This is a genomic window from Flagellimonas alvinocaridis (assembly GCF_004916895.1).
Classification (GTDB): domain Bacteria; phylum Bacteroidota; class Bacteroidia; order Flavobacteriales; family Flavobacteriaceae; genus Flagellimonas; species Flagellimonas alvinocaridis.
The window spans coordinates 1,009,520-1,029,888 of record NZ_SNTZ01000001.1 but is presented as its reverse complement, the minus strand read 5'-3'; the positions used below and the strand labels follow the sequence as shown (position 1 = coordinate 1,029,888).

At 41.4% G+C, this 20,369-nt stretch carries 9 protein-coding genes; 7 read left to right on the top strand and 2 right to left on the bottom strand.

Annotation, left to right across the window (positions count from 1 at the left end):
* The first annotated feature begins 134 nt into the window (after positions 1-134).
* The 6 genes from EZV76_RS04645 to EZV76_RS04620 are packed head-to-tail and all read left to right on the top strand — an operon-like array spanning position 135 to position 12,971.
* A complete protein-coding gene (locus EZV76_RS04645) occupies positions 135-3,290 on the top strand; it encodes a VCBS repeat-containing protein (RefSeq protein ID WP_236640857.1) in 3,156 nt (1,051 codons plus the stop codon).
* The gene (locus EZV76_RS04640) at positions 3,287-6,631 is read left to right on the top strand and encodes a VCBS repeat-containing protein (protein WP_136565399.1); all 3,345 of its coding nucleotides are present in this window, start codon (positions 3,287-3,289) and stop codon (positions 6,629-6,631) included. Before EZV76_RS04645 ends, EZV76_RS04640 begins: the two co-directional genes overlap by 4 nt.
* Complete coding sequence (locus EZV76_RS04635; RefSeq protein WP_136565398.1) at positions 6,624-9,857, top strand: VCBS repeat-containing protein; 3,234 nt, start codon at positions 6,624-6,626, stop codon at positions 9,855-9,857. Before EZV76_RS04640 ends, EZV76_RS04635 begins: the two co-directional genes overlap by 8 nt.
* 9 nt (positions 9,858-9,866) lie before the next feature.
* A complete protein-coding gene (locus tag EZV76_RS04630; RefSeq protein WP_136565397.1) occupies positions 9,867-11,198 on the top strand; it encodes a vanadium-dependent haloperoxidase in 1,332 nt (443 codons plus the stop codon).
* Positions 11,199-11,220: 22 nt separating this feature from the next.
* Positions 11,221-12,117 carry a GyrI-like domain-containing protein gene (locus EZV76_RS04625; protein ID WP_136565396.1) on the top strand — a complete coding sequence of 299 codons (897 nt, stop codon included), beginning with the start codon at positions 11,221-11,223 and terminating at the stop codon, positions 12,115-12,117.
* Complete coding sequence (locus tag EZV76_RS04620; protein ID WP_136565395.1) at positions 12,114-12,971, top strand: NHL repeat-containing protein; 858 nt, start codon at positions 12,114-12,116, stop codon at positions 12,969-12,971. The genes EZV76_RS04625 and EZV76_RS04620 overlap by 4 nt, the downstream gene beginning before the upstream one ends.
* Before the next feature lie 8 nt (positions 12,972-12,979).
* Here the strand turns inward: EZV76_RS04620 and EZV76_RS04615 are convergent, their stop codons facing one another.
* Positions 12,980-16,687, bottom strand: coding sequence for a metallophosphoesterase (locus EZV76_RS04615; RefSeq protein ID WP_201741820.1), 3,708 nt, complete (start codon positions 16,685-16,687; stop codon positions 12,980-12,982).
* A 53-nt stretch (positions 16,688-16,740) separates the two neighbouring features.
* Here EZV76_RS04615 and EZV76_RS04610 point away from each other — a divergent pair, with 53 nt between their 5' ends.
* The gene (locus EZV76_RS04610) at positions 16,741-17,934 is read left to right on the top strand and encodes a Pycsar system effector family protein (RefSeq protein ID WP_136565393.1); all 1,194 of its coding nucleotides are present in this window, start codon (positions 16,741-16,743) and stop codon (positions 17,932-17,934) included.
* Here EZV76_RS04610 and EZV76_RS04605 read toward each other — a convergent pair whose 3' ends face one another.
* Complete coding sequence (locus tag EZV76_RS04605) at positions 17,935-20,307, bottom strand: GAF domain-containing protein (RefSeq protein ID WP_136565392.1); 2,373 nt, start codon at positions 20,305-20,307, stop codon at positions 17,935-17,937. It abuts the gene before it with no gap.
* Positions 20,308-20,369: the final 62 nt, after the last annotated feature.

Sequence of the window (20,369 nt, the reverse complement as noted above, 5' to 3'; positions counted from 1 at the left end):
CATACTGGTTTGTTCTTGGGATTTTTTTAGTGACCACAAGTTGTACTAATAAAAATCCAAATTCCCTATTTGCGGATAAAAAACCGTCCCAAACAGGTATAACCTTCATTAATAAACTCCATCAAACACCAGAATTGAACATTCTAAACTACCTCTATTTTTATAATGGAGCAGGAGTTGCGGCGGCAGATTTTAACGGAGACAACCTAGTTGATCTTTATTTCACATCCAATCAAGGTGAGGATAAGCTATACCTGAATCATGGCGATTTTAAGTTCGAGGACATTACGGAAGCAGCTCAAATTAAAAACGATACCGGTTGGACCACAGGGGTAACGCATGCCGATGTTAACAACGATGGACTCATCGACATATACATCTGCAAAGTTGGGGACCATGGTCCCATAACTGGAAAAAATCTTCTTTACATCAATAAAGGAGTCAGCGAAAATGGAACCCCTATTTTTAAGGAGGAAGCTTCAAAGTATGGATTGGACTTTATCGGCTATTCCACCCAAGCTGCGTTTTTTGATTACGATCTTGATGGAGATTTGGACATGTACCTACTAAATCATTCGGTAAACCCCAATCGTTCCTACGGGAAAGGCTCTAAACGAACAATAACCGACTCTATGTCCGGTGATGTTCTCTTCAGAAATGACCATGGTAATTTTGTCAATGTTTCCAAGGAAGCTGGAGTATTTCAAGGAAGTATTGGTTATGGCCTTGGACTGGCTATCAGTGATATCAATAATGATGGGTATCCGGACATTTATGTGGGGAATGATTTTTTTGAGAACGATTATCTCTACATCAACCAAAGAGATGGCACATTTAAAGAGGTTATATCGGAGGATAATACCAAAATTGGGCATACTACTCATTTTTCCATGGGTAATGACGTGGCCGATGTGAACAATGATGGCCTACCAGACATTTTATCCCTAGATATGCTCCCAGAAGACTTGGAGACCTACAAAACATCCGGGGCGGAGCACCCCTATCCTGTTTATCAGCAATACTTGAAAAATGGATTTGCCCCCCAATACATGCAAAATGCACTCCACCTTAATCTGGACGGGGAACGCTTTGGGGAAATTGCCAATTTAAGTGGCATTGAGGCTACTGAATGGTCCTGGGGAGCCCTATTTGCAGACTTTGACAATGATGGTTTCAAGGATCTGTTTATATCCAATGGCATTCAAGGTGTAACCAACGACATGGATTATATCAACTATATTTCCAATGAACAAATTCAAAAAAATATAGCATCCGGGCTCTCGGATAAGGACATGTCCCTTATTGAAAAGCTTCCCAAAAAGAAAGTCCCCAATTATTTCTATAAAAATAAGGATGGTGTCACTTTTACCAATGTCACGGATGTATGGAGTCAGAAAAAAGCTTCCTACAGTAACGGTTGCACCTATGCCGACCTTGATAATGACGGCGATTTAGATCTTGTGGTGAACAATGTCAATCAAGAAGCTTTTGTCCTTGAAAATACCTTAAAAAAATCAAACTATATCAAAATACAATTTAAAGGCCCAACCAAAAACCCATTTGGCATTGGGGCAAAGGTCATTATATTCCAAAACTCCCAAAAGGCAGTCCAGGAAAACATTCCAACCCGTGGATTTCTTTCCGCAAAAGACAACACCTTAAACTTTGGTCTTGGGAAGGATAGCATCATAGACTCCATACAAATTATTTGGCCTGGGGGGTCGCACCAAACGCTCCATCATTTGGAAACCAACAAAACTTTGACGGTATCCCATACAGATTCCAAGGGCGATTATTATACCTCAAGACCTCACAAGAGTGATCCAATCTTTTCAAAGCCTACTCAACCATTCGATTTTGTTCACAAAGAACAACCCTCCTTGGATTTTGATAGAAACCCACTGATTCCTTTTTCTTATTCAAATGAAGGTCCATCTGTATCTGTAGGAGACATAAACAATGATGGTTTTGATGATATTTTTATCAGTGGTGCCAAAAAACAGGCTTCTGTTCTTTTCATACAAGATGAAAATGGGAACTTCACCAACCACCAAGAAGATGTATTTAAAGAAGATACCATAAGTGAAGATACTGATCACACGCTTTTTGATGCAGATAATGATGGGGATTTAGACCTTCTTGTGGTAAGTGGTGGCAATGAATTTACCCAAGGGGAACCTTTACAGCCCAGATTATATCTTAATGAGAATGGGAAGTTCGTTAAAAATCGCACAAAATTTCCTCAAGTGGAAGTGAATGCCTCCAAGGTAGCTGCCGTGGATTTTGACAATGATGGAGATTTAGATATATGTATTGCCTCCAATGGGTTGCCCACTAAATTTGGAGAGTCTTCCAAGCAATATATTTTTCTAAATGATGGCAGCGGAATGTTTACGGAAATCACTCCAACCTTTGCTCCAGATCTTGAAAATAATATCAATGTCAAAGATTTCGTCTGGACGGATTTGGATGGAAATGGATTGCCAGATTTAATTATAGCTGGGCATTGGACTCCCATCACTATTTTCCTTAATAACGGCAAGCAGCTCATCAAACAGGCCAACAACGGTCTTGAAAACACCAACGGATGGTGGAACTGCATACAAGTGGCCGATTTGGACAATGATGGCTACCTGGATATTTTGGCTGGAAATTGGGGCCTTAACACCAAGTTCAGAGCTTCAAAAGAACGTCCTGTAACCCTTTACATCAATGATTTTGACAACAATGGCTCCATTGAGACAGTGGTCACCTATTTTCACGGAGAGCGGGAAACCGTTTTTTCATCCAAGGATGAACTCGCCAAACAGATGCCTTTCCTCAATAAAAAATTCCTATTCTATAAAGATTTTGCCAAGGCATCCTTAGAAGATCTTTTTGAAAATGATAAATTGGACAAGGCCCTCAAGAAGAAGGTGTACATGTTAGAGACAACCTATTTCCAAAACAATGGAAACGGTGTCTTTGCCCCAAAGGAATTGCCCTTTATGGTACAAGCCTCTACCGTTAATGACATCTTTATTGAAAAGAATGATAAAGAAACGATTAATGAAATATTAATGGTCGGCAATAATTTTGAGATAAGTACCCAACTTGGTAGATTAGATGCTTCACATGGGCTTTTGTTACAAAATGATGGGCAGGGCAATTTAATCTGGAAACAAAGCTTGAGCATTTCTGGAGCTGCCCGTAAAATTGAGAAGATAACAAGAAACGGGGATACGGGATTCATCATTACACTCAACAACAATTCTCCTTTCTTTTTAAACAAAAAACAGAACTCGGAATGAAACTCAGATATACAATCCTATGCGCTACATTGATTTTTGTTGCGTCTTGCGGAAAAAAAGAATCAAATAATGGTGGGGAAGAGCAACAAGAAACGCTGTTTACGCTCTTATCCCCTGAAGAATCTGGAGTATCGTTCGTAAATGTCGTTGAGAACCAAAAAGACTTCAACATCTTCAAGTATCGTAATTTTTACAATGGGGGAGGCGTTGCCATAGGCGACATTAACAACGATGGGCTTTCCGATATCTACCTAACCGGAAACATGGTTTCCAATCGTCTTTACTTGAACAAAGGCAATCTTCAATTCGAGGACATTTCCGAAAGTGCAGGCATTATGGGAAATAAACCGTGGTCCACAGGTGTGGTCATGGTAGATGTGAACCAAGATGGGCTTCTGGATATCTACGTCTGCAATGCCGGGAATATGGAAGGCAATAACCATGATAACGACCTGTACATTAACAATGGGGATCTTACTTTCACGGAAAAGGCCAACGAGTACAATTTGGCAAAAACCGGGTTTACCACCCACGCTTCCTTTTTTGATTATGACAAGGATGGGGATTTGGATGTCTATATTCTAAACAACAGCAACATTCCCGTGAGTAGCCTAGGATATGCAGAACAAAGAGAAGTAAGGGCCCAAGATTGGGAAGGTGTTCCCGATATTTTCAAAGGTGTTGGGGATATGCTACTCCGCAATGATGATGGCAAATTTGTTGATGTCAGCGAAGAAGCAGGAATCTATGGAAGTCTTATCGGCTTCGGATTGGGGGTATTGGTCACCGATTTTAATGGGGATCTCTACCCGGATATTTATGTGTCCAACGATTTTTATGAAAGGGATTACCTCTACATCAACCAAAAAAACGGCACCTTTAAGGAAGAAATCAAGGCATGGACATCTCATCTGAGTTTGTCGGCCATGGGTATAGACATTGCGGACATCAACAATGATGGCCATAACGACATCTTCATTACGGACATGCTGCCCGAAGAAGAACATAGGGTCAAATCCGTAATGGAATTCGATGGCTACAATGTCTTCGACCTAAAACAGAGCAAGGATTTCTACCAACAGTACATTCAAAATACACTTCAGCTCAATAATGGCAACGGTACTTTTTCCGAAGTAGCCTATTACAGTGGTATCGATGCCACGGATTGGAGCTGGGCCGGCCTTATGTTCGACATGGACAATGACGGCCTAAAGGACATTTTCGTGACCAACGGTATCAATCATGATCTTACCGATTTGGATTTTGTGGACTTTTTTGCCAACGAAATCGTGCAAAAAATGGCCCTCACCGGAAAAAAGGAATCCATAGATTCCATCATCAGTAAAATGCCCATTAAGCCCCAACCCAATTATGCCTATAAAAACAATGGGGATATTACTTTTAAAAATGCCAACAAGGAATGGGGGTTTGAACTACCGTCCCGATCCAACGGCGCTGCATATGGGGATTTGGACAATGATGGCGATTTGGATTTGGTCATCAACAATGTCAACACCGAAACGTTTGTCTATCGTAACAATTCAGAAACCCAATTGGATAACAACTTTGTTCAATTAAAATTCAAAGGACCCAAAAACAACCCCTTTGCGATAGGAACTTTGGCCAAATTCTATTTTAATGGAAACATCATCAACCAAGAACTGATTCCATCCCGGGGATTTCAATCTTCCATGGGGTACGAAATGACAATTGGTCTAGGTAAAACCGAAGCATTGGATTCCATCCGCATTGTTTGGCCCGATGAGAAAACCCAAAAACTGGAAAATGTAAAAGCCAACCAAGTATTGGTGTTACATTATGAAGACGCCACCCAAACCTATACAATCCCAAAAGAAAATATCCAAAATTCCTTCCTGAAAGAGTTGGATGCAGCAACCATGGAATCGCACATGGAAGATAGCTATAACGATTTTGACTATGAGGGGCTTATCTATCAAAAACTGTCCCAAGAAGGCCCTTCATTGGCCGTGGCGGATATTAATGGTGATGGCAACGAAGATTTTTTCATAGGTGGTGCTCGTGGCCAATCTGGAACCATATATCTGCACACAGGAAGTGGAAAAGTCAAGCAAAAAATATCAAAAGTTTTTGAAGATGACAGGGATTATGAAGATGTGGCCGCCGCTTTCTTCGATGCCGATGGGGATAACGACCTTGATCTCCTTGTAGGTTCCGGGGGTAACAATGTAGGCTTACAACGAAGCTACAGACCGCGTTTATATCTTAATGATGGCAACGGAAATTTCACAAAATCGGACAACGAATTACCATCCACGTTTAAAAATATTTCCACAATTTCTCCCTATGATTTTGATAACGACGGTGACATGGATGTCTTTATTGGGTCAAGAAGCGTGGTAGGGGTCTATGGTCTTTCCCCAGATCATTTATTCTTGGAAAATATGGGGGATGGCACTTTTACCAATGTCACCGAACGCCTAGCATATGACCTTAAGGATGCTGGCATGGTCACCGACTCCAAATGGGTTGATATGGATGGTGATGGAAAGGATGATCTCATCATAACTGCCGAGTGGGATACTCCAAAAATATATAAGAACACGGGGCGTAGACTTACCAAGATGTTCTCTTCCTTGGACAGTCTTTATGGATGGTGGAACACCGTGGAAACCGCAGATTTGGACGGAGATGGTGACCAAGACCTTATTTTGGGCAATCAAGGTTTGAACCTTCATTACACACCTTCCCATGAGCACCCTATGAAAATGTGGATCAATGATTACGACAATAATGGCACCATTGAACAGGTGGTGACCTTGGCACAAAATGGAGGTGATTACCCCATACACCAAAAAAGAGAACTTACGGAACAATTGCCCCCGCTTAAAAAGCAAAATTTAAAAGCATCGGATTATGCCCATCGTACCATAAATCAAATTTTCCCGAAAGACGTGTTGGACAAATCCATTGTAAAGAAAGTGGAAACTTCGGCCTCGGTAATTGCCATTAATGACGGCGGCGGGAAATTTACCATACAAAATCTACCGCCAAGGGTACAGTTATCGTGTGTTTGTGATATCACTTGTGCCGATGTGAACAACGATGGCAATCTGGACCTTATCATGGCAGGTAATAATTATGATTTCAAACCCCAGTTTTCCCGACTAGATGCCGGCTATGGTAACCTTCTACTGGGCGATGGCAAGTTGGGTTTTGAATGGCAAAATTATAATGTGAGTGGTTTTAAAATCAAAGAAGAAGTAAAGTACCTGAAACAATTCAGGGATAAAACGGGAAAAACTTTTGTCATAGCGGCAATCAACAATAGCAAACCCAAGATTTTTGCCATAAATGAATAAACTGTTGGTCATACTGTTGGTACCTATTTTCTTGGTAGGATGCAAGAAGGGCGGGGACCTTTTTGAGAATCCCGATCCCAACAAGACGGGGATTACCTTTACCAATACGCTGACCCCCTCGGACGACCTCAGTATTTTGGACTATCTGTATTTTTACAATGGTGGGGGTGTTTCCATTGGAGACATCAATAACGATGGCCTTCCTGATATTTTCTTTACGGGCAATCAGGTCAAAAATAAACTGTACCTGAACAAGGGACATTTAACATTTGAGGATATTTCCAGTTCTGCCGGTATTGAAGGAAACAGCAGTTGGAATACCGGGGTTACCATGGCCGATGTAAATGGTGACGGCTTTATGGACATTTATGTCTGCGCCGTGGTGGGCATCAACGGATTTAATGGGTTCAACGAGCTCTACATCAACAACGGTGACAATACCTTTACCGAAAGTGCCGCCCAATATGGTTTGGACTTTGATTCATACAGCTCAAATGCTTCGTTTTTTGATTATGATTTGGATGGAGACCTAGACCTTTACCTTCTTAACCATGCCGTGCATACCCAAAATTCCTTTGGCCGGTTCGACCTACGGTTTGAACGCCGATATGAAACGGGTGACAAACTCCTTCGAAACGACAATGGAAAATTTGTGGATGTCAGTGAAGAAGCAGGAATTTATGGCGGTGTAAACGGATACGGTCTTGGTCTGGCCATTGCCGATTTTAATCAAGATGGCTATCCGGATATCTACGTGGGCAACGATTTTCATGAAGACGATTACTATTATTTGAACAACGGCGATGGTACATTTACCGAAAGCCTTAAAAAATATTTTGGCCATACCAGCAGGTTTTCCATGGGGAACGATGTGGCGGATATCAATAACGATGGGAGACCCGATTTTCTGTCTTTGGACATGCTACCAGAAGATGAGGTAGCCTTAAAATCATCTGAAGGCGACGATAACATTCAGACCCAGAAACTACGGGTAGACCGTTATGGATACCACTATCAATTTACCCGAAATATGCTCTATGTAAACCAACCGGACGGCAATTACATGGAGACCGCTTTAATGAGTGGTATTGCTGCCACGGATTGGAGTTGGAGCGCTCTTTTTGGCGATTATGATCAGGATGGTATGCAAGATATTTTTATTTCGAATGGGATTCCAAAAAGACCAAACGATCTGGACTTCATCAATTTTGTTTCCAATGATCAAATCCAGAAAAAACTTGATAACACAAAATTAGTGGACCAAGAGGCACTGAATCTTATGCCTTCGGGGAATGTGCACAATTATATTTTTAAGGGCACTGAAGACCTTATGTTTCAGGACATGTCCAACAAATGGATAGCCAATGACACCCTGATTTCGGGAGCTACGGCCATGGGGGATTTGGATAATGATGGAGATTTGGATTTGGTCACCAGTAATATTAACCATCCCGCCTCACTGTACATCAACAAGGCATCCAACAAAGGTAATTACCTAAAAATCAAGTTCAAATTCACCAAAAAAAACACCTTTGGAATCGGCACCAAGGTATTCTCTTATCAAAATGGAGGGCTTCAGTTCAAGGAATTATTCCCTACAAGAGGTTTTCAGGCATCATCGGAGCCTTTAATCCATTTTGGGTATGGGAATATCCAACACGTGGATTCCATCAAAATCATTTGGCCCAATAAAACCTTTCAAGTGATTAAAAACGTGCCCGTAAATCAAACCTTGACCGTACAACCAGAGAATGCAAAACCCTTCAATTACAAGAGTCTGCACAAAAAAGGCAAACCACTTTTTACGCCTGTTCCCAATAACTTAGGTTTTGATTTTACCCATGTTGAGGACAACTATACCGACTTTAACCGCGAAAAGCTGATTCCATATCAAGTTTCGGACAGAGGCCCTGCATTTGCCATGGGCGATATAAACGGGGATGGCAAGGAGGATCTTTTTTTGGGCGGTTCCAAATTCATCCCTTCGCAAATCTACCTCCAACAGGACTCCTCTTTTGTGGCTAGCAGGTTTGATGCTATTTCCAAAGATTCCATTAAGGAAACCATATCTGCGGTCATTGCCGATTTCAATAACGATCGAAGGAACGATTTGTTCACTTCTTCGGGTGGTGGAGATTTTTTTGGTGAATCAGAAGCTCTTTTGGAAGCCTACTATCTGCAAACCGATTCCACTTTTTCTGCTATGGAGCTGCCCAAATTCTTCCAAAACTCATCGGTAGTGCGCCCCTTTGACTTTGATGGGGATGGGGACTTGGACGTGTTTGTAGGCGGGCACACCATTACTTCAAAATTTGGAGCACCGGCCACCTCCCATCTTTTGGAGAATGATCATGGAATGTTCAGAATCTTTAAAGGTTTCACTGTTAAGGGAATGGTCACTGACGCAGTCTGGGACGATTTTGACGGCGACGGCCATACCGACCTTATCTTGGTGGGAGAATGGATGTCTCCCAAATTCTTAAAATATCAAGGAGATTCATTTGCCGAATCCAATCCCTTGGATGTAAAAGGGCTATGGCAGAGTATTAAGCCTTTTGATATTGATGGTGATGGCGACACGGACTACCTACTCGGAAATTGGGGAACCAATTCCAAGTTCAAGGCTTCCAAAAAATATCCGCTAAAACTGTTTTTCAATGATTTTGATGGCAACGGACAGACCGAAACCGTTACGGCTTTGGAAAAAAACGGAAAATATTATCCATTGGAATCCTTGGATGGACTTGCTTCGCAGCTGGTTTTTTTAAAGAAGAAATACAATACCTATCGGGAATTCGCTGGAAAAACAATGGAAGAATTGTTCGGATCAGAACTTCTGGATAATTCCACACTGTTGGAGGTAAATACCCTGGAATCCGGGTTTTTGCGAAATGACAATGGAAAATTCAACTTTATCCCATTTGGGAGTGCAATGCAAGTGTCTCCCCTTACCGTTTTTGCAACAGGCGATTTTGATGGGGATGGACAAACGGAAGCATTGGCAGGAGGCAATTTTTTTGGGATAAAACCATACCACGGTCGCTTGGATTCTTTTCCCGGGGCATTGCTCAACAGTGAAAATGACATAATTTTAGGAAATGAATTAGGACTTGACTTTACCAAAAAATCTGTCAGACATTTGGGAACGGTCACCCTAAATGGGCAGGTTTATCTGCTTGCAATTTTCAACAACGATAAAGCACAAGTCTATAAAATCAATAATTAAAAAGGAACCATGAAAGAAAGATTAAGTCTATTAGCCATACTGCTGATGGTTTTCACCTCTTGTAAGAAAGAGCCCGAGCAAATCGTAATTACTTCAGAGGAATACCATAAATCTGTGGACAAGGTAATCGAGGTAATGATCCACGATATCTTTTCACCTCCAGTTGCAAGTAGAATTTTTGCGTATCCCAATATTGCAGCCTATGAAATCATAGCAAAGAAGAACGATCATTATAAATCCTTGGCGGGCCAGGTACACGATTTAACCCCCATACCAGACCCCAAAGCAGGGGACAGCATTAATTTTGAGCTGGCCGCCCTAGTGGCCCATATGGATTTGAGCAAAAAGTTGATTTTCTCCGAAGACCGCATTGAAAGCTTCCGTGACAGTCTTTACTCTATTTGGGCCAACAAAAATGAAACGCTGTTTAATGCTTCCAAGGCTTATGGTTTGGAAGTAGCCAATCACATTGCCGCTTGGATGGATAAGGACAACTACAAGCAAACCCGAACCATGCCCAAATTTTCGGTAAATTCTGAAGAACCCTCCCGTTGGCAACCAACTCCACCGGCATACATGAACGGTTTGGAGCCTCATTGGAGCAAAATACGGCCGTTTGCCATTGATTCCGCAGATCAATTTAAACCTGCTCCCCCTCCAGAGTTTTCCATGGAAGAAGGTTCAGATTTTTATAAAGAAGTTAGAGAAGTATATGAGATTGGCAAAGATATTAGTTCCCGAGGGGACGAATCAGAAGAAGTGGCCATTGCTAAATTCTGGGATTGTAACCCCTATGTCTCCGTAACACGAGGACATTTAATGTTTGCTACCAAAAAGATAACACCAGGTGCCCATTGGATTGGCATCACCAAAATTGCATGTAGAAAAGACAATGCCGATATGGCCAAGACAATTTATGCTTACACCAAGGCTTCCATAGCCATAGCAGATGGGTTTATCAGCTGCTGGGACGAAAAATATAGAAGTAATCTCATTCGTCCCGAAACCTTGATCAACGAACATTTTGATGATAGTTGGGAACCTATATTGCAAACCCCTCCATTCCCTGAATATACCAGTGGCCATAGTGTGGTATCTGGAGCAGCATCTACTGCACTTACCGATGTTTTTGGAGATAATTTTGCCTTTGATGACGATACTGAAATCCCGTTTGGTTTACCCGTTCGCTCCTTTAAGTCATTTAAAGAAGCGGCAGATGAGGCCGCGATAAGTAGAATGTATGGTGGAATCCATTATCGTGCCGCCGTAGAAGTAGGTGTTACACAAGGACGTGATTTAGGAGCATTTATCGTTAACAAACTGGACATGACAAAAGGGTGATTCCCTATCTTTGCCACCAATTATGAAGAGAATCAGTGTAACAGTTCTTGCCCTTGTATCTCTATTGCTCTTTTGGTACCTGTTCCTAAAACCACAAGATTATCAAGTGAGTTTTAAGGCCAAGGCAATTCCCGGGACGATCTATGAAACCGTAAAGGCATGGAACAAGACCATGGATACTACCATTCCGGTTGATTATGAAAGTCTAAACCGTTTTGAACAAACCATTATATCTAATGACTCCGTAATTTTATACGAATGGAACGTTACCCCTATACATGATTCTTTAAGCCAAGTTAAGGTGAACATCAAGGATTTGGATCACTCCTTGGTGAACAAAATAAAAATTCCATTTTCTGATACTGATTTTGAAAAAGGTTCCCGTAAGACACTTTTGGATTTTAACGAGTTTTTGAACGAACACCTCAATAACATCAAGGTGACCATATTGGGAGAAGATGAGCTTTTTTCTACCTTTTGTGCCTGTGTTTCTTTAGAGACCCCTCAAGCTGAAAAGGCATCTGGCATGATGGCCAATTATTCGTTTTTAAGTTCAATTTTGGTCGAAAATGAGGTGCAGGTAAATGGCCCTCCCTTTATTGAAGTTGTGGATTGGAACCTGGAAGCAGACCGCCTTTCCTATAACTTTTGCTATCCCATAATACGTTCTGAAAAGCTCCCCAATCATCCCAACATCCATTACAAGCGCATTTTTGCCAAAAGGGCTTTAAAAGCTGTATATAATGGCAATTATGTTTCTTCGGATAGGGCATGGTACGCCTTATTGGAGTATGCCAAAAAGAACAATGTCCCCGTTGAGGAAAAACCCATTGAGGTTTTCTTCAACAACCCGAACATGGGAGGAAACGAACTCTTGTGGAAAACTGAGGTATATATGCCCTTAAAAGAATCTGAATGAGCAGGATTTCCATCCTATTGGTTCTTTTTTTTATACAGGGCTGCGCCCAAAAAACCTATTACGGGCAATTGGAAACACTTGGCAAGTTTCCATCAAAACTTTCTGAAGTTTCTGGGTTGGAAATAGCTTCCAACGAAAACATTTGGGTTATCCAGGATAGTGGCAACAAAAGTTCCATTTATAAAATCGATACTACTGCCCAAATTATTGAGACCTTTAAAATTGACCATGCAAAAAATAAGGATTGGGAAGATTTGGCCCAAGATTCTGATGGCAATATTTATATTGGGGACTTTGGCAACAACAACAATATGCGGGAAGATTTGGTCATCTACAAAGTATCCCATGCAGAGTTTGGCAAAAAAGAGCCCAATGCCAAAAAGATACGATTCCATTATCCACAGCAAAACAAATTTCCCCCTAAAAGAGATGGTTTACTTTATGATGCTGAAGCCTTCTTTCATTGGAAAGGCTTCCTCTACATTTTTACCAAAAACCGAACACGGCCTTACACAGGGAAAACCTTAGCCTATAGGATTCCAGACACAGAAGGGGACTATAATGCCGAATTTTTAGGGAGTCTGTCCCTCTGCATGGACCAGGACCATTGCTCCGTTACCGGGGCGGATATTTCACCGGACGGCAAGTCCATTGCCCTTTTAAGCTATGGGTTTGTATTTTTGATGACAGATTTTGATCTTCCCAATATTACCAAAGCCCACATAAAAATTATTGATCTCAACTCTTCAACCCAGATAGAATCCATTGGATTTTTGGACAACAGCACTTTGCTACTTGCTGATGAGGAAAACAAAAAAACAGGGCGAAAACTATATCGGTTTAAGTTAAATTGATTTTTTCATCAGAAACCAAACCCTACCCCAAAGGCAAACCGGAGGCCATCCATACTATTGAACAAGCCAAAATTTGCCGTGATGATATCGGTCCCATTCACAAAAAAACCACCTCCATACGAATTGTGCCATTTGCTTGATTCTTCGGAGGGAAGCCAAACTCTTCCATAATCGAACCCTCCATAAATTCCAGGAGTTACGGGCAACACCCCGGTTCGCTGGCTTCTAAAGCTATATCGAATATCTGTGTTTTGATAGAATGCCGTTTTTCCTGTAAACCTTTGGAAACGAAATCCACGAAGACCATTATTTCCTCCTATGCTGGCACCTTGGTAGAATTCAAAATCATCACCAATAATAAAATGACCTTTGAGTTTGGTGGCCAGCACCAATCTACCATCCGAGGATATTTTATGATCCACGGCCAAACTGGGGACAATAAACCCAAATGACCTGCCAGATTCATCAATATTGGTCCTGTATCCACTTTGTAGCGAAAAATCCATCCCCATAGTCGGAAATGCTTCATTATCTGTATTGGAATAACGGTACTCCCCATCAACACCAAAGAAATTCTGATGACTCTCTTCTCCGTTTCCAATATAAAATTCATTGATGAACCTGTCCTCGGTCTCCTCTACCTCGATACTTTCATATGAAACGCCCAAACTAACCTTGGACCCCAAGTAGCCTCTCCAAACCAAAGAAGGATTAAATCGTAAGGTTCGCAGCTTTACCCTATTGTAGTCCAAGCCCAAAGGTTCTTCATCATCGTTATTTTCGGTTTCATTGCCAAAACCAAAAAAGTTAAGGGTGAAATTAGGGCTGGTAAACCGTATTTTCATTTCAAGGTTTACCTTGTTGAAAACGTTCGCAAATTCACCTGTATAGCCCACATCAAAACCGTTTGTGGCAAAATAATAGGCCGCGTTTACTATATGTTGTTGGGTAAAAGGGTTCTGCTTAAACCCATTAAAGGTATAGGTATTGGTAAAACCAATCCGGAACCCGTCATCTGGATTAAATCCTAAAGTGGGCAAAATCTGATTATTGCTTGCCTTTACCTTTAAAAAATCATACGTGTTTGTCTCGTAGTCGTTCAGTTGATGGACGCTTCCCCCAAAGGCCTCATCGTATGTATTCTTCTTGGCCTTAAAATCATAAGTGTGTACTTTTTTGGAGTCTTCGGAAATCTTGTAGACATCATTATTCTGACCTCCAACAATCCTTACCCTAATTTTGGAAGTCGGCGTATTTACATCAAAAACATCATCGTCGTCCAAGCCGTATAACCAGATTTCCTTTGTGAACGTAGGGTTATACACCTTTTCAAAAAACAAATCTTTCCTTTCCCCTCCCTTTATTCGATAGGCACGCACCTCAACAAAACCATTGGGCATGGATGTAACATTAAAATAATCGTCTTTATCCGTTCCTGTAACCACACTATACTTGTTGAGTACGGAAAAGTATTCCTTGGCCGTTTCCACAAGGTTTCGCTTTCTGGCCAGTAAAATGTCCTTTATTTTCATCAAGGATTCATCCCTGACCTCTTCGGGAAAATCCATAAAAGCATTGTCAATAACATTTTCATCTATATTTTTTTGGATGAATTGGGCCTGTTCTATCCACAGATTCACATCAGATGCGGATAAAAGAGCCATATCCAGTGCAAAAGTCCTTGGAGATGAGGTAAAGCCCTTTACACTTCTAATTTCTTTTTGAAACCCTTCAAAAATTTGAAGCCCTGGAACTGCTCTTGAACCAAACCCCATGACCAATCCATCGCCCCATCGGGAAAATGCTTGATCCCTATCCCTCGGTATAGGTTTAAAAACTTTGTAGCCCCCTTCTTTAAATTCGGCCCATCGCCACTGATCTACGTGTCGGTCCCAATCCCCAATGAGAATATCGAACAATCGAGCCTTTATATACTCCTTCTGGTCTATACGATATTCTTCATCTTCCCTTAGCTTGTTCATTAAATCATAGGTGCTTTCAATTTTCTTGGTTCTACCAAAGCTCTCAAGATCATCATGCTCATCGGAAACATGCTCCTCTATCATGTAAAGCCCATCACCAAAATCTGAATTAAAGCCTCCCAAAACGGATTGCTTGGGCACATAGTACAATTTTGGATTGGTATGGTAAAGCCCAACAGCATCAGACAATTTACCAATGGTAAATGGTGCATAAGGGTGTGCCCCAGTATATAGATCTAAAAGTAAGTCCTCGGTAAAGGTATCTTCAAATTGACCTATAATGTACTGCTCTTGAAACGCTATGGCTTGTAGATAGCGTTCTGCACTTTTACGGAGACCACGCATAACATACTGTCTACCTTGATCATCTTCCAATCGTAAGGAATTGGACTGGTTACCCCCTCCTTTACGAACTACTTTTAAGCCCCCGAAAAGCGTATCTAACCTAACCGTTGGCGCTTTTACCTTGGTTGCGTAATACTTTCGGTAGCGTTCTCCCCACAAAAATTTATGAAAGCCACTTTTGTCAATTTCTTCTTCAGTATACACCGATGCCTCCATAAAAGAGGGAAAATCCGCCGGCATGGATACACTTTTTGTAGATCGGTCTGCAGGCAGTACTTGGGTCTGGAACAACAACTCTTCTGACCTTTCGTCCGCACCAAAAAAGCTTACACTACTTGAGCCATCCTTGTACACCCTGAGAATGGCATATCCGTTCTTCCCAGTGGAAAACTTACTGCCATTGAGTAAGCGCGTAGCTCCTTCCTTTGCTCCAGAACCACTAACAATCTGCGGTTTTCCAAATTCTTCAATATATTGAAGGGTATGCTCATGGCCCGATACAAATATTACCTTTTCGGAGTACTGGGAAAGTGTGATGACTCTCTTTTTTAGTTCATTGTATTTTTTGTTGGATAAATCTGTGATGGATGCGCCCGAGGTCCTGCGCAAAACATTGGCCATTGTGCCTAAAACGGGAAATGGGAAGCTTCCACCAGAGGGATTTAGATGTTCTTTGGCAGAAAACTGGCCTCCATGGGAACCGTAGGTAAACATGGGGTGATGCAGAGCAATAATAATGGTTTTATCGAGATTTTTCTTGATCAGGCTTTCCAGTTCCTCCAAAAATCTTGAACGGTTCTTTATCTCGCACTCATCATTCATCGTGGGATGCTTGTCCCAATCGGTCAAGTACCATTCCGTATCTATGGCAATGACCATTATCTCATTGCTTATTTCAACTTTTTCAATGGGACATCCATTGTCTGGCAGAAAAACATCTTTGCTATCCAATGCTTTTTGGATGTACTCCTCTTCCCGTTCCAGACCTTTTAAACCCTTACTATACCAGTCATGATTTCCGGGAATGAACAGGGTCTTACCTTGAAAAGATTTTACCGTAGCCAATTGCGCGTCCAGATGATTCTTTGCCAACCCGTGGCCCTTTGGGTCATCGTCATTGTCAGGAAATCCAGCAGGATAAATATTGTCGCCCAAAAAAAGTACTGTGCTATTGGTGCTGGCTTTATCCAAAACGGACTTAAACCGCTTTAAGGTAGGGTTCATGTCTCCCAGTGGTGACTCCCCTGCATCTCCGATCAAATAAAACGTGTGCTCCACTTCCTCGTTAGAGGCCACATCAGAATTAGCTGGGGCTTCATATTTTGCTTCATATGTGGCGCATCCGTACGCCAAGATGAGCAAGCTTGCAAGCACGTAATGTTTCTTCATATCCATGAGGTTGAATCCAAAATTTTGTACTTTGGATGATCAAACTATTAGTTATGTCGGAAATAGTAGAAAAAGCTGAACATTTTGCTTCGGAACTTTTGAAAAATGAGCTTGATCCAAGGTTTTTGTATCACAACCTACGACATACCCAACGCGTAGTTAAAAGTACTAAAGAATTGCTCAATTTCTATGGTTTTGACAAGGATGAGGAGGAAAAATTGCTTTTAACAGCATGGCTCCATGACACAGGATATGTCCATGGTCGTGAAAGCCATGAAAAAGCCGGATGCAAGATTGCCACGGATTTTTTGAAGGAAAATGACTATCCCACCACTGATATAGATAAAGTCTGCAGTTTAATCATGGCCACCGAAAGACACCATGAACCCCAGAACTTATCCGAACAGATAATCCGTGATGCCGATTCTTCCCATTTTGCCAAAAAAAGCTATTGGGAAACCACCGATTTTTTGAGGATGGAACTAAAAGAACTTGGCGTGGCCGATTATTCCCCAAAAGAATGGCGCGACATTAATATTAAAATGTTCCGCAATGAGCACGTTTTTTATACCGATTATGCCAGAGAGAATTGGGAAGAAGGTAAGGAACGTAACCTGAAACAGTTGGTAAAGGAGAAAAAAACCGAAAAAGACATTGCCAAAAAGGAAGCGCTCAAAGCCAAATACAAACAGGAAAGCCCAGACAGGAGCGTGCAGACCCTATACCGCGTTACCTTAAAAAATCATTTAAAGCTGAGCGATATTGCAGACACCAAGGCGAATATCTTACTATCCGTGAACGCCATAATCATTTCCTTGGTCTTGGCCAATTTGCTCACCAAACTGGACAACCCATCCAATACCTATCTCATATATCCCACATTTATTCTGATTCTGTTCAGCGTGGCTTCCATGATCTTATCGGTTTTGGCCACTAGGCCGAATGTTACCACTGGAAAATTCACCAAGGAAGATGTGGAGCAAAAAAGGGTGAACCTTTTATTCTTTGGCAATTTTCATAAAATGGATTTGGCGGAATATGAGTGGGCGCTTCAAGAACTGGTCAAAGACAAGGATTATGTGTATTCCTCATTGACCAAAGACTTATACTATCTAGGTCTTGTTTTGAATAAAAAGTACAAAATCCTTAGGATTACCTACAACATTTTTATGTTGGGAATGATTGTCTCTGTACTGGCTTTTGGAATTGCTTTTCGCTTTTTTGGCCCGGATAGGCTTACCTTTTAATCACGTCTTCAGTTCTTCCATTAAATCATCGTAGGTATAGGTGCGTTCAGACGCCTTGTCTTTCTTGTACAAAATCTCCGCCCTAATAGCCTTAAGTCCTGTAACACCTTGAAGTCCTTCAAGCTCTACAATCTCTATATTGTTGGTGAAATAACCTTTGGCCTTTAAAAACTGAATATACCGCATGTACTCCCTTTCCTCTTTACGCTGGGAATATACAATGGCAAGTTTGCCTTTTTGGGTCAGCCTTTCGTTGGTGCCTTTTATGTACGATTTGTCAATTCGCTTTTTGATGACCTCATATCTGGCGTTGTAGGTTCCATCTACATCAAAGCGCTTTTCATCCATTCTAAAACGTATGGACAAGGAAGTACTGTATACCAAAATCAACGAAGCCACATCCAGTTTTACAGGCAAATGGGGCTTCATGGCATAGTATTTATTCTCCATGTCGCACATAACCTGAAGCTGCCACAACCTTAGATTGCTCAAATACAGATTGTTGAATTTCCTATCCCGTGCAATGGAGCTTCCAATATACATGTTGTGCTCCACCCCGTCAGTCTTGTACCTTTCAAAATAATGCGGAAACATTTCTTGGGCAGCCACCTGTTTCTTATCCAACAAAGCCGCTAGTTGCATGTTGGCCTCCATGACACTTTCATCATAATTACGACGGTGGTCATAATACGATTCAGTGGTTTCATCAATCTTGTACTCGTATTGTTGAATAAGGTCCTTGATTTCTTTATCCTCTTTCCTTAAATGCTTAAAAACTGGGTCTATTTCCTCTTTTACAAAATCAAACACCGCCTGCTCTGTATGGGTATAGAGGGCTTCTTTGACCTCATTGAGATAGGTCTCCACCCTATACATCAATTCTTCATAAATGGGAAGTTTATACTTTTTGATAGCAGCCTCTAAAATCTCATTGATTTCCGAAAGCTGGATCATTAAATCGCGCTGAATGGAAAGGTTACGCTCCTTGGAAGAATCCTTGATATCTATTTGACCATACAAGGGGTGTACATCCTTAAATACAATTTCCTTGAACAAGGGTTGATTCCCTGCAAGCTCATCGGCCATAAAACGTTTGGCCTCTTCCTGAAACTTCCAATATACCGAAGGGTGTACGGTGGTACATTCATGTTGAATGATGGCATCTACCAGATTTTCCTCTTCTTCAATAGATCGCAATACCGCAGATATGATAAACGGCATTACATCATCCAATTTATTGGCATTGACACTATTGAGCTCATTGACCTTGTTTGAAACCAGTTCCAATACGCCCAAAAGCTCTCCGTCATTTGAAATGGGTGCCAAAATAGCGCTCTTTATACCCTGTTCGTTCAAACTTTTGTAGGGCTGACCATTCTTGGACCTGGCCAACGATTTCTCTACATTGGAAATGGCAAAATACTTACTCTCCCGAAACAGTTTTCCGTGCGAATAGTCACATAGCATAGCATCACAGGGCTGTGAATCCTCACCATGGAGGATAAAGCTTTCCATTCCCTTGCCGTAAATCTTAAAGAAATGATTGGCATTGGAATCATAGCCCGCAAATCCCACTCTAATTTCCTTGAGCTTAAACAACGACCTAAATGTATCCTGAAAGCTCCACATAAAGTCATCCCCTGCCTGCTTGTGCTTTCCTATAAGGGTTGATTTGATTTCAGAAATGGAGTGCTCCGCAGTGACATCGAACATATTGGAGATCACAAAACCCTTGGTGATAAAACTATTGGGTGGAATTTTTTCCTTCCAAAGCTCCAGGTTTTCAAAATTTTCCAAAAGCTCATCCACATCTTCCTGGGTGAGTTCCTTGGACTGCTCCGTGGGAATGATTTCCATGAAATCCGCGTTGTACAGAATACGATAGTGATGCGTTACCCCATTGGCATCAGGGATATCATAAAAGAAGGGCCGCTTAAAATCCAATTTAAAGCCGTAATAAAAGCTAAGGATCACAGTACATTTCATGATGTAGCTAAGCTCATCAGGAATGTTTCGGATTTTCAGTTCAAAATCCTCTCCGGCATCTTTCAATATTTTTTTAAATCGCTCCGATGAATTGAAAGTCAAATTTTCAAATGGAGTGGATGCGGTCTTTATCTCATTTTGGGTAAGCACGGAAGAAAAGGTGTCAGCCAATATTACACCAATGACATCCTTATATTTTTCCAACAAACTAAAATCGTCGAAACCCTCCCTGAGTATTGGGTAAGGGGCCTGTGTGTCCAGAATATACTTTGCCCGTTCAGCAAGATGCTTATCCTTGCTGTTCAGTTGTTCGTCATAATGCTCAAGTAGCTTGTTAAAGCTTACCAACTGCACCATTGGACTTTCAGCATTGTAATTTCCCCTCATACAGCTATTGGTCGAAGTTTAGTTTACAAAGTTACAAAAACACCCACTCTTCTTTTCATAAT

Coding starts and splice junctions, on each gene's coding strand:
- EZV76_RS04640 (WP_136565399.1), top strand. CDS start 3,287: ATGAAACTCAGATATACAATCCTATGCGCTACATTGATTTTTGTTGCG.
- EZV76_RS04635 (WP_136565398.1), top strand. CDS start 6,624: ATGAATAAACTGTTGGTCATACTGTTGGTACCTATTTTCTTGGTAGGA.
- EZV76_RS04630 (WP_136565397.1), top strand. CDS start 9,867: ATGAAAGAAAGATTAAGTCTATTAGCCATACTGCTGATGGTTTTCACC.
- EZV76_RS04625 (WP_136565396.1), top strand. CDS start 11,221: ATGAAGAGAATCAGTGTAACAGTTCTTGCCCTTGTATCTCTATTGCTC.
- EZV76_RS04620 (WP_136565395.1), top strand. CDS start 12,114: ATGAGCAGGATTTCCATCCTATTGGTTCTTTTTTTTATACAGGGCTGC.
- EZV76_RS04615 (WP_201741820.1), bottom strand. CDS start 16,687: ATGAAGAAACATTACGTGCTTGCAAGCTTGCTCATCTTGGCGTACGGA.
- EZV76_RS04610 (WP_136565393.1), top strand. CDS start 16,741: ATGTCGGAAATAGTAGAAAAAGCTGAACATTTTGCTTCGGAACTTTTG.
- EZV76_RS04605 (WP_136565392.1), bottom strand. CDS start 20,307: ATGAGGGGAAATTACAATGCTGAAAGTCCAATGGTGCAGTTGGTAAGC.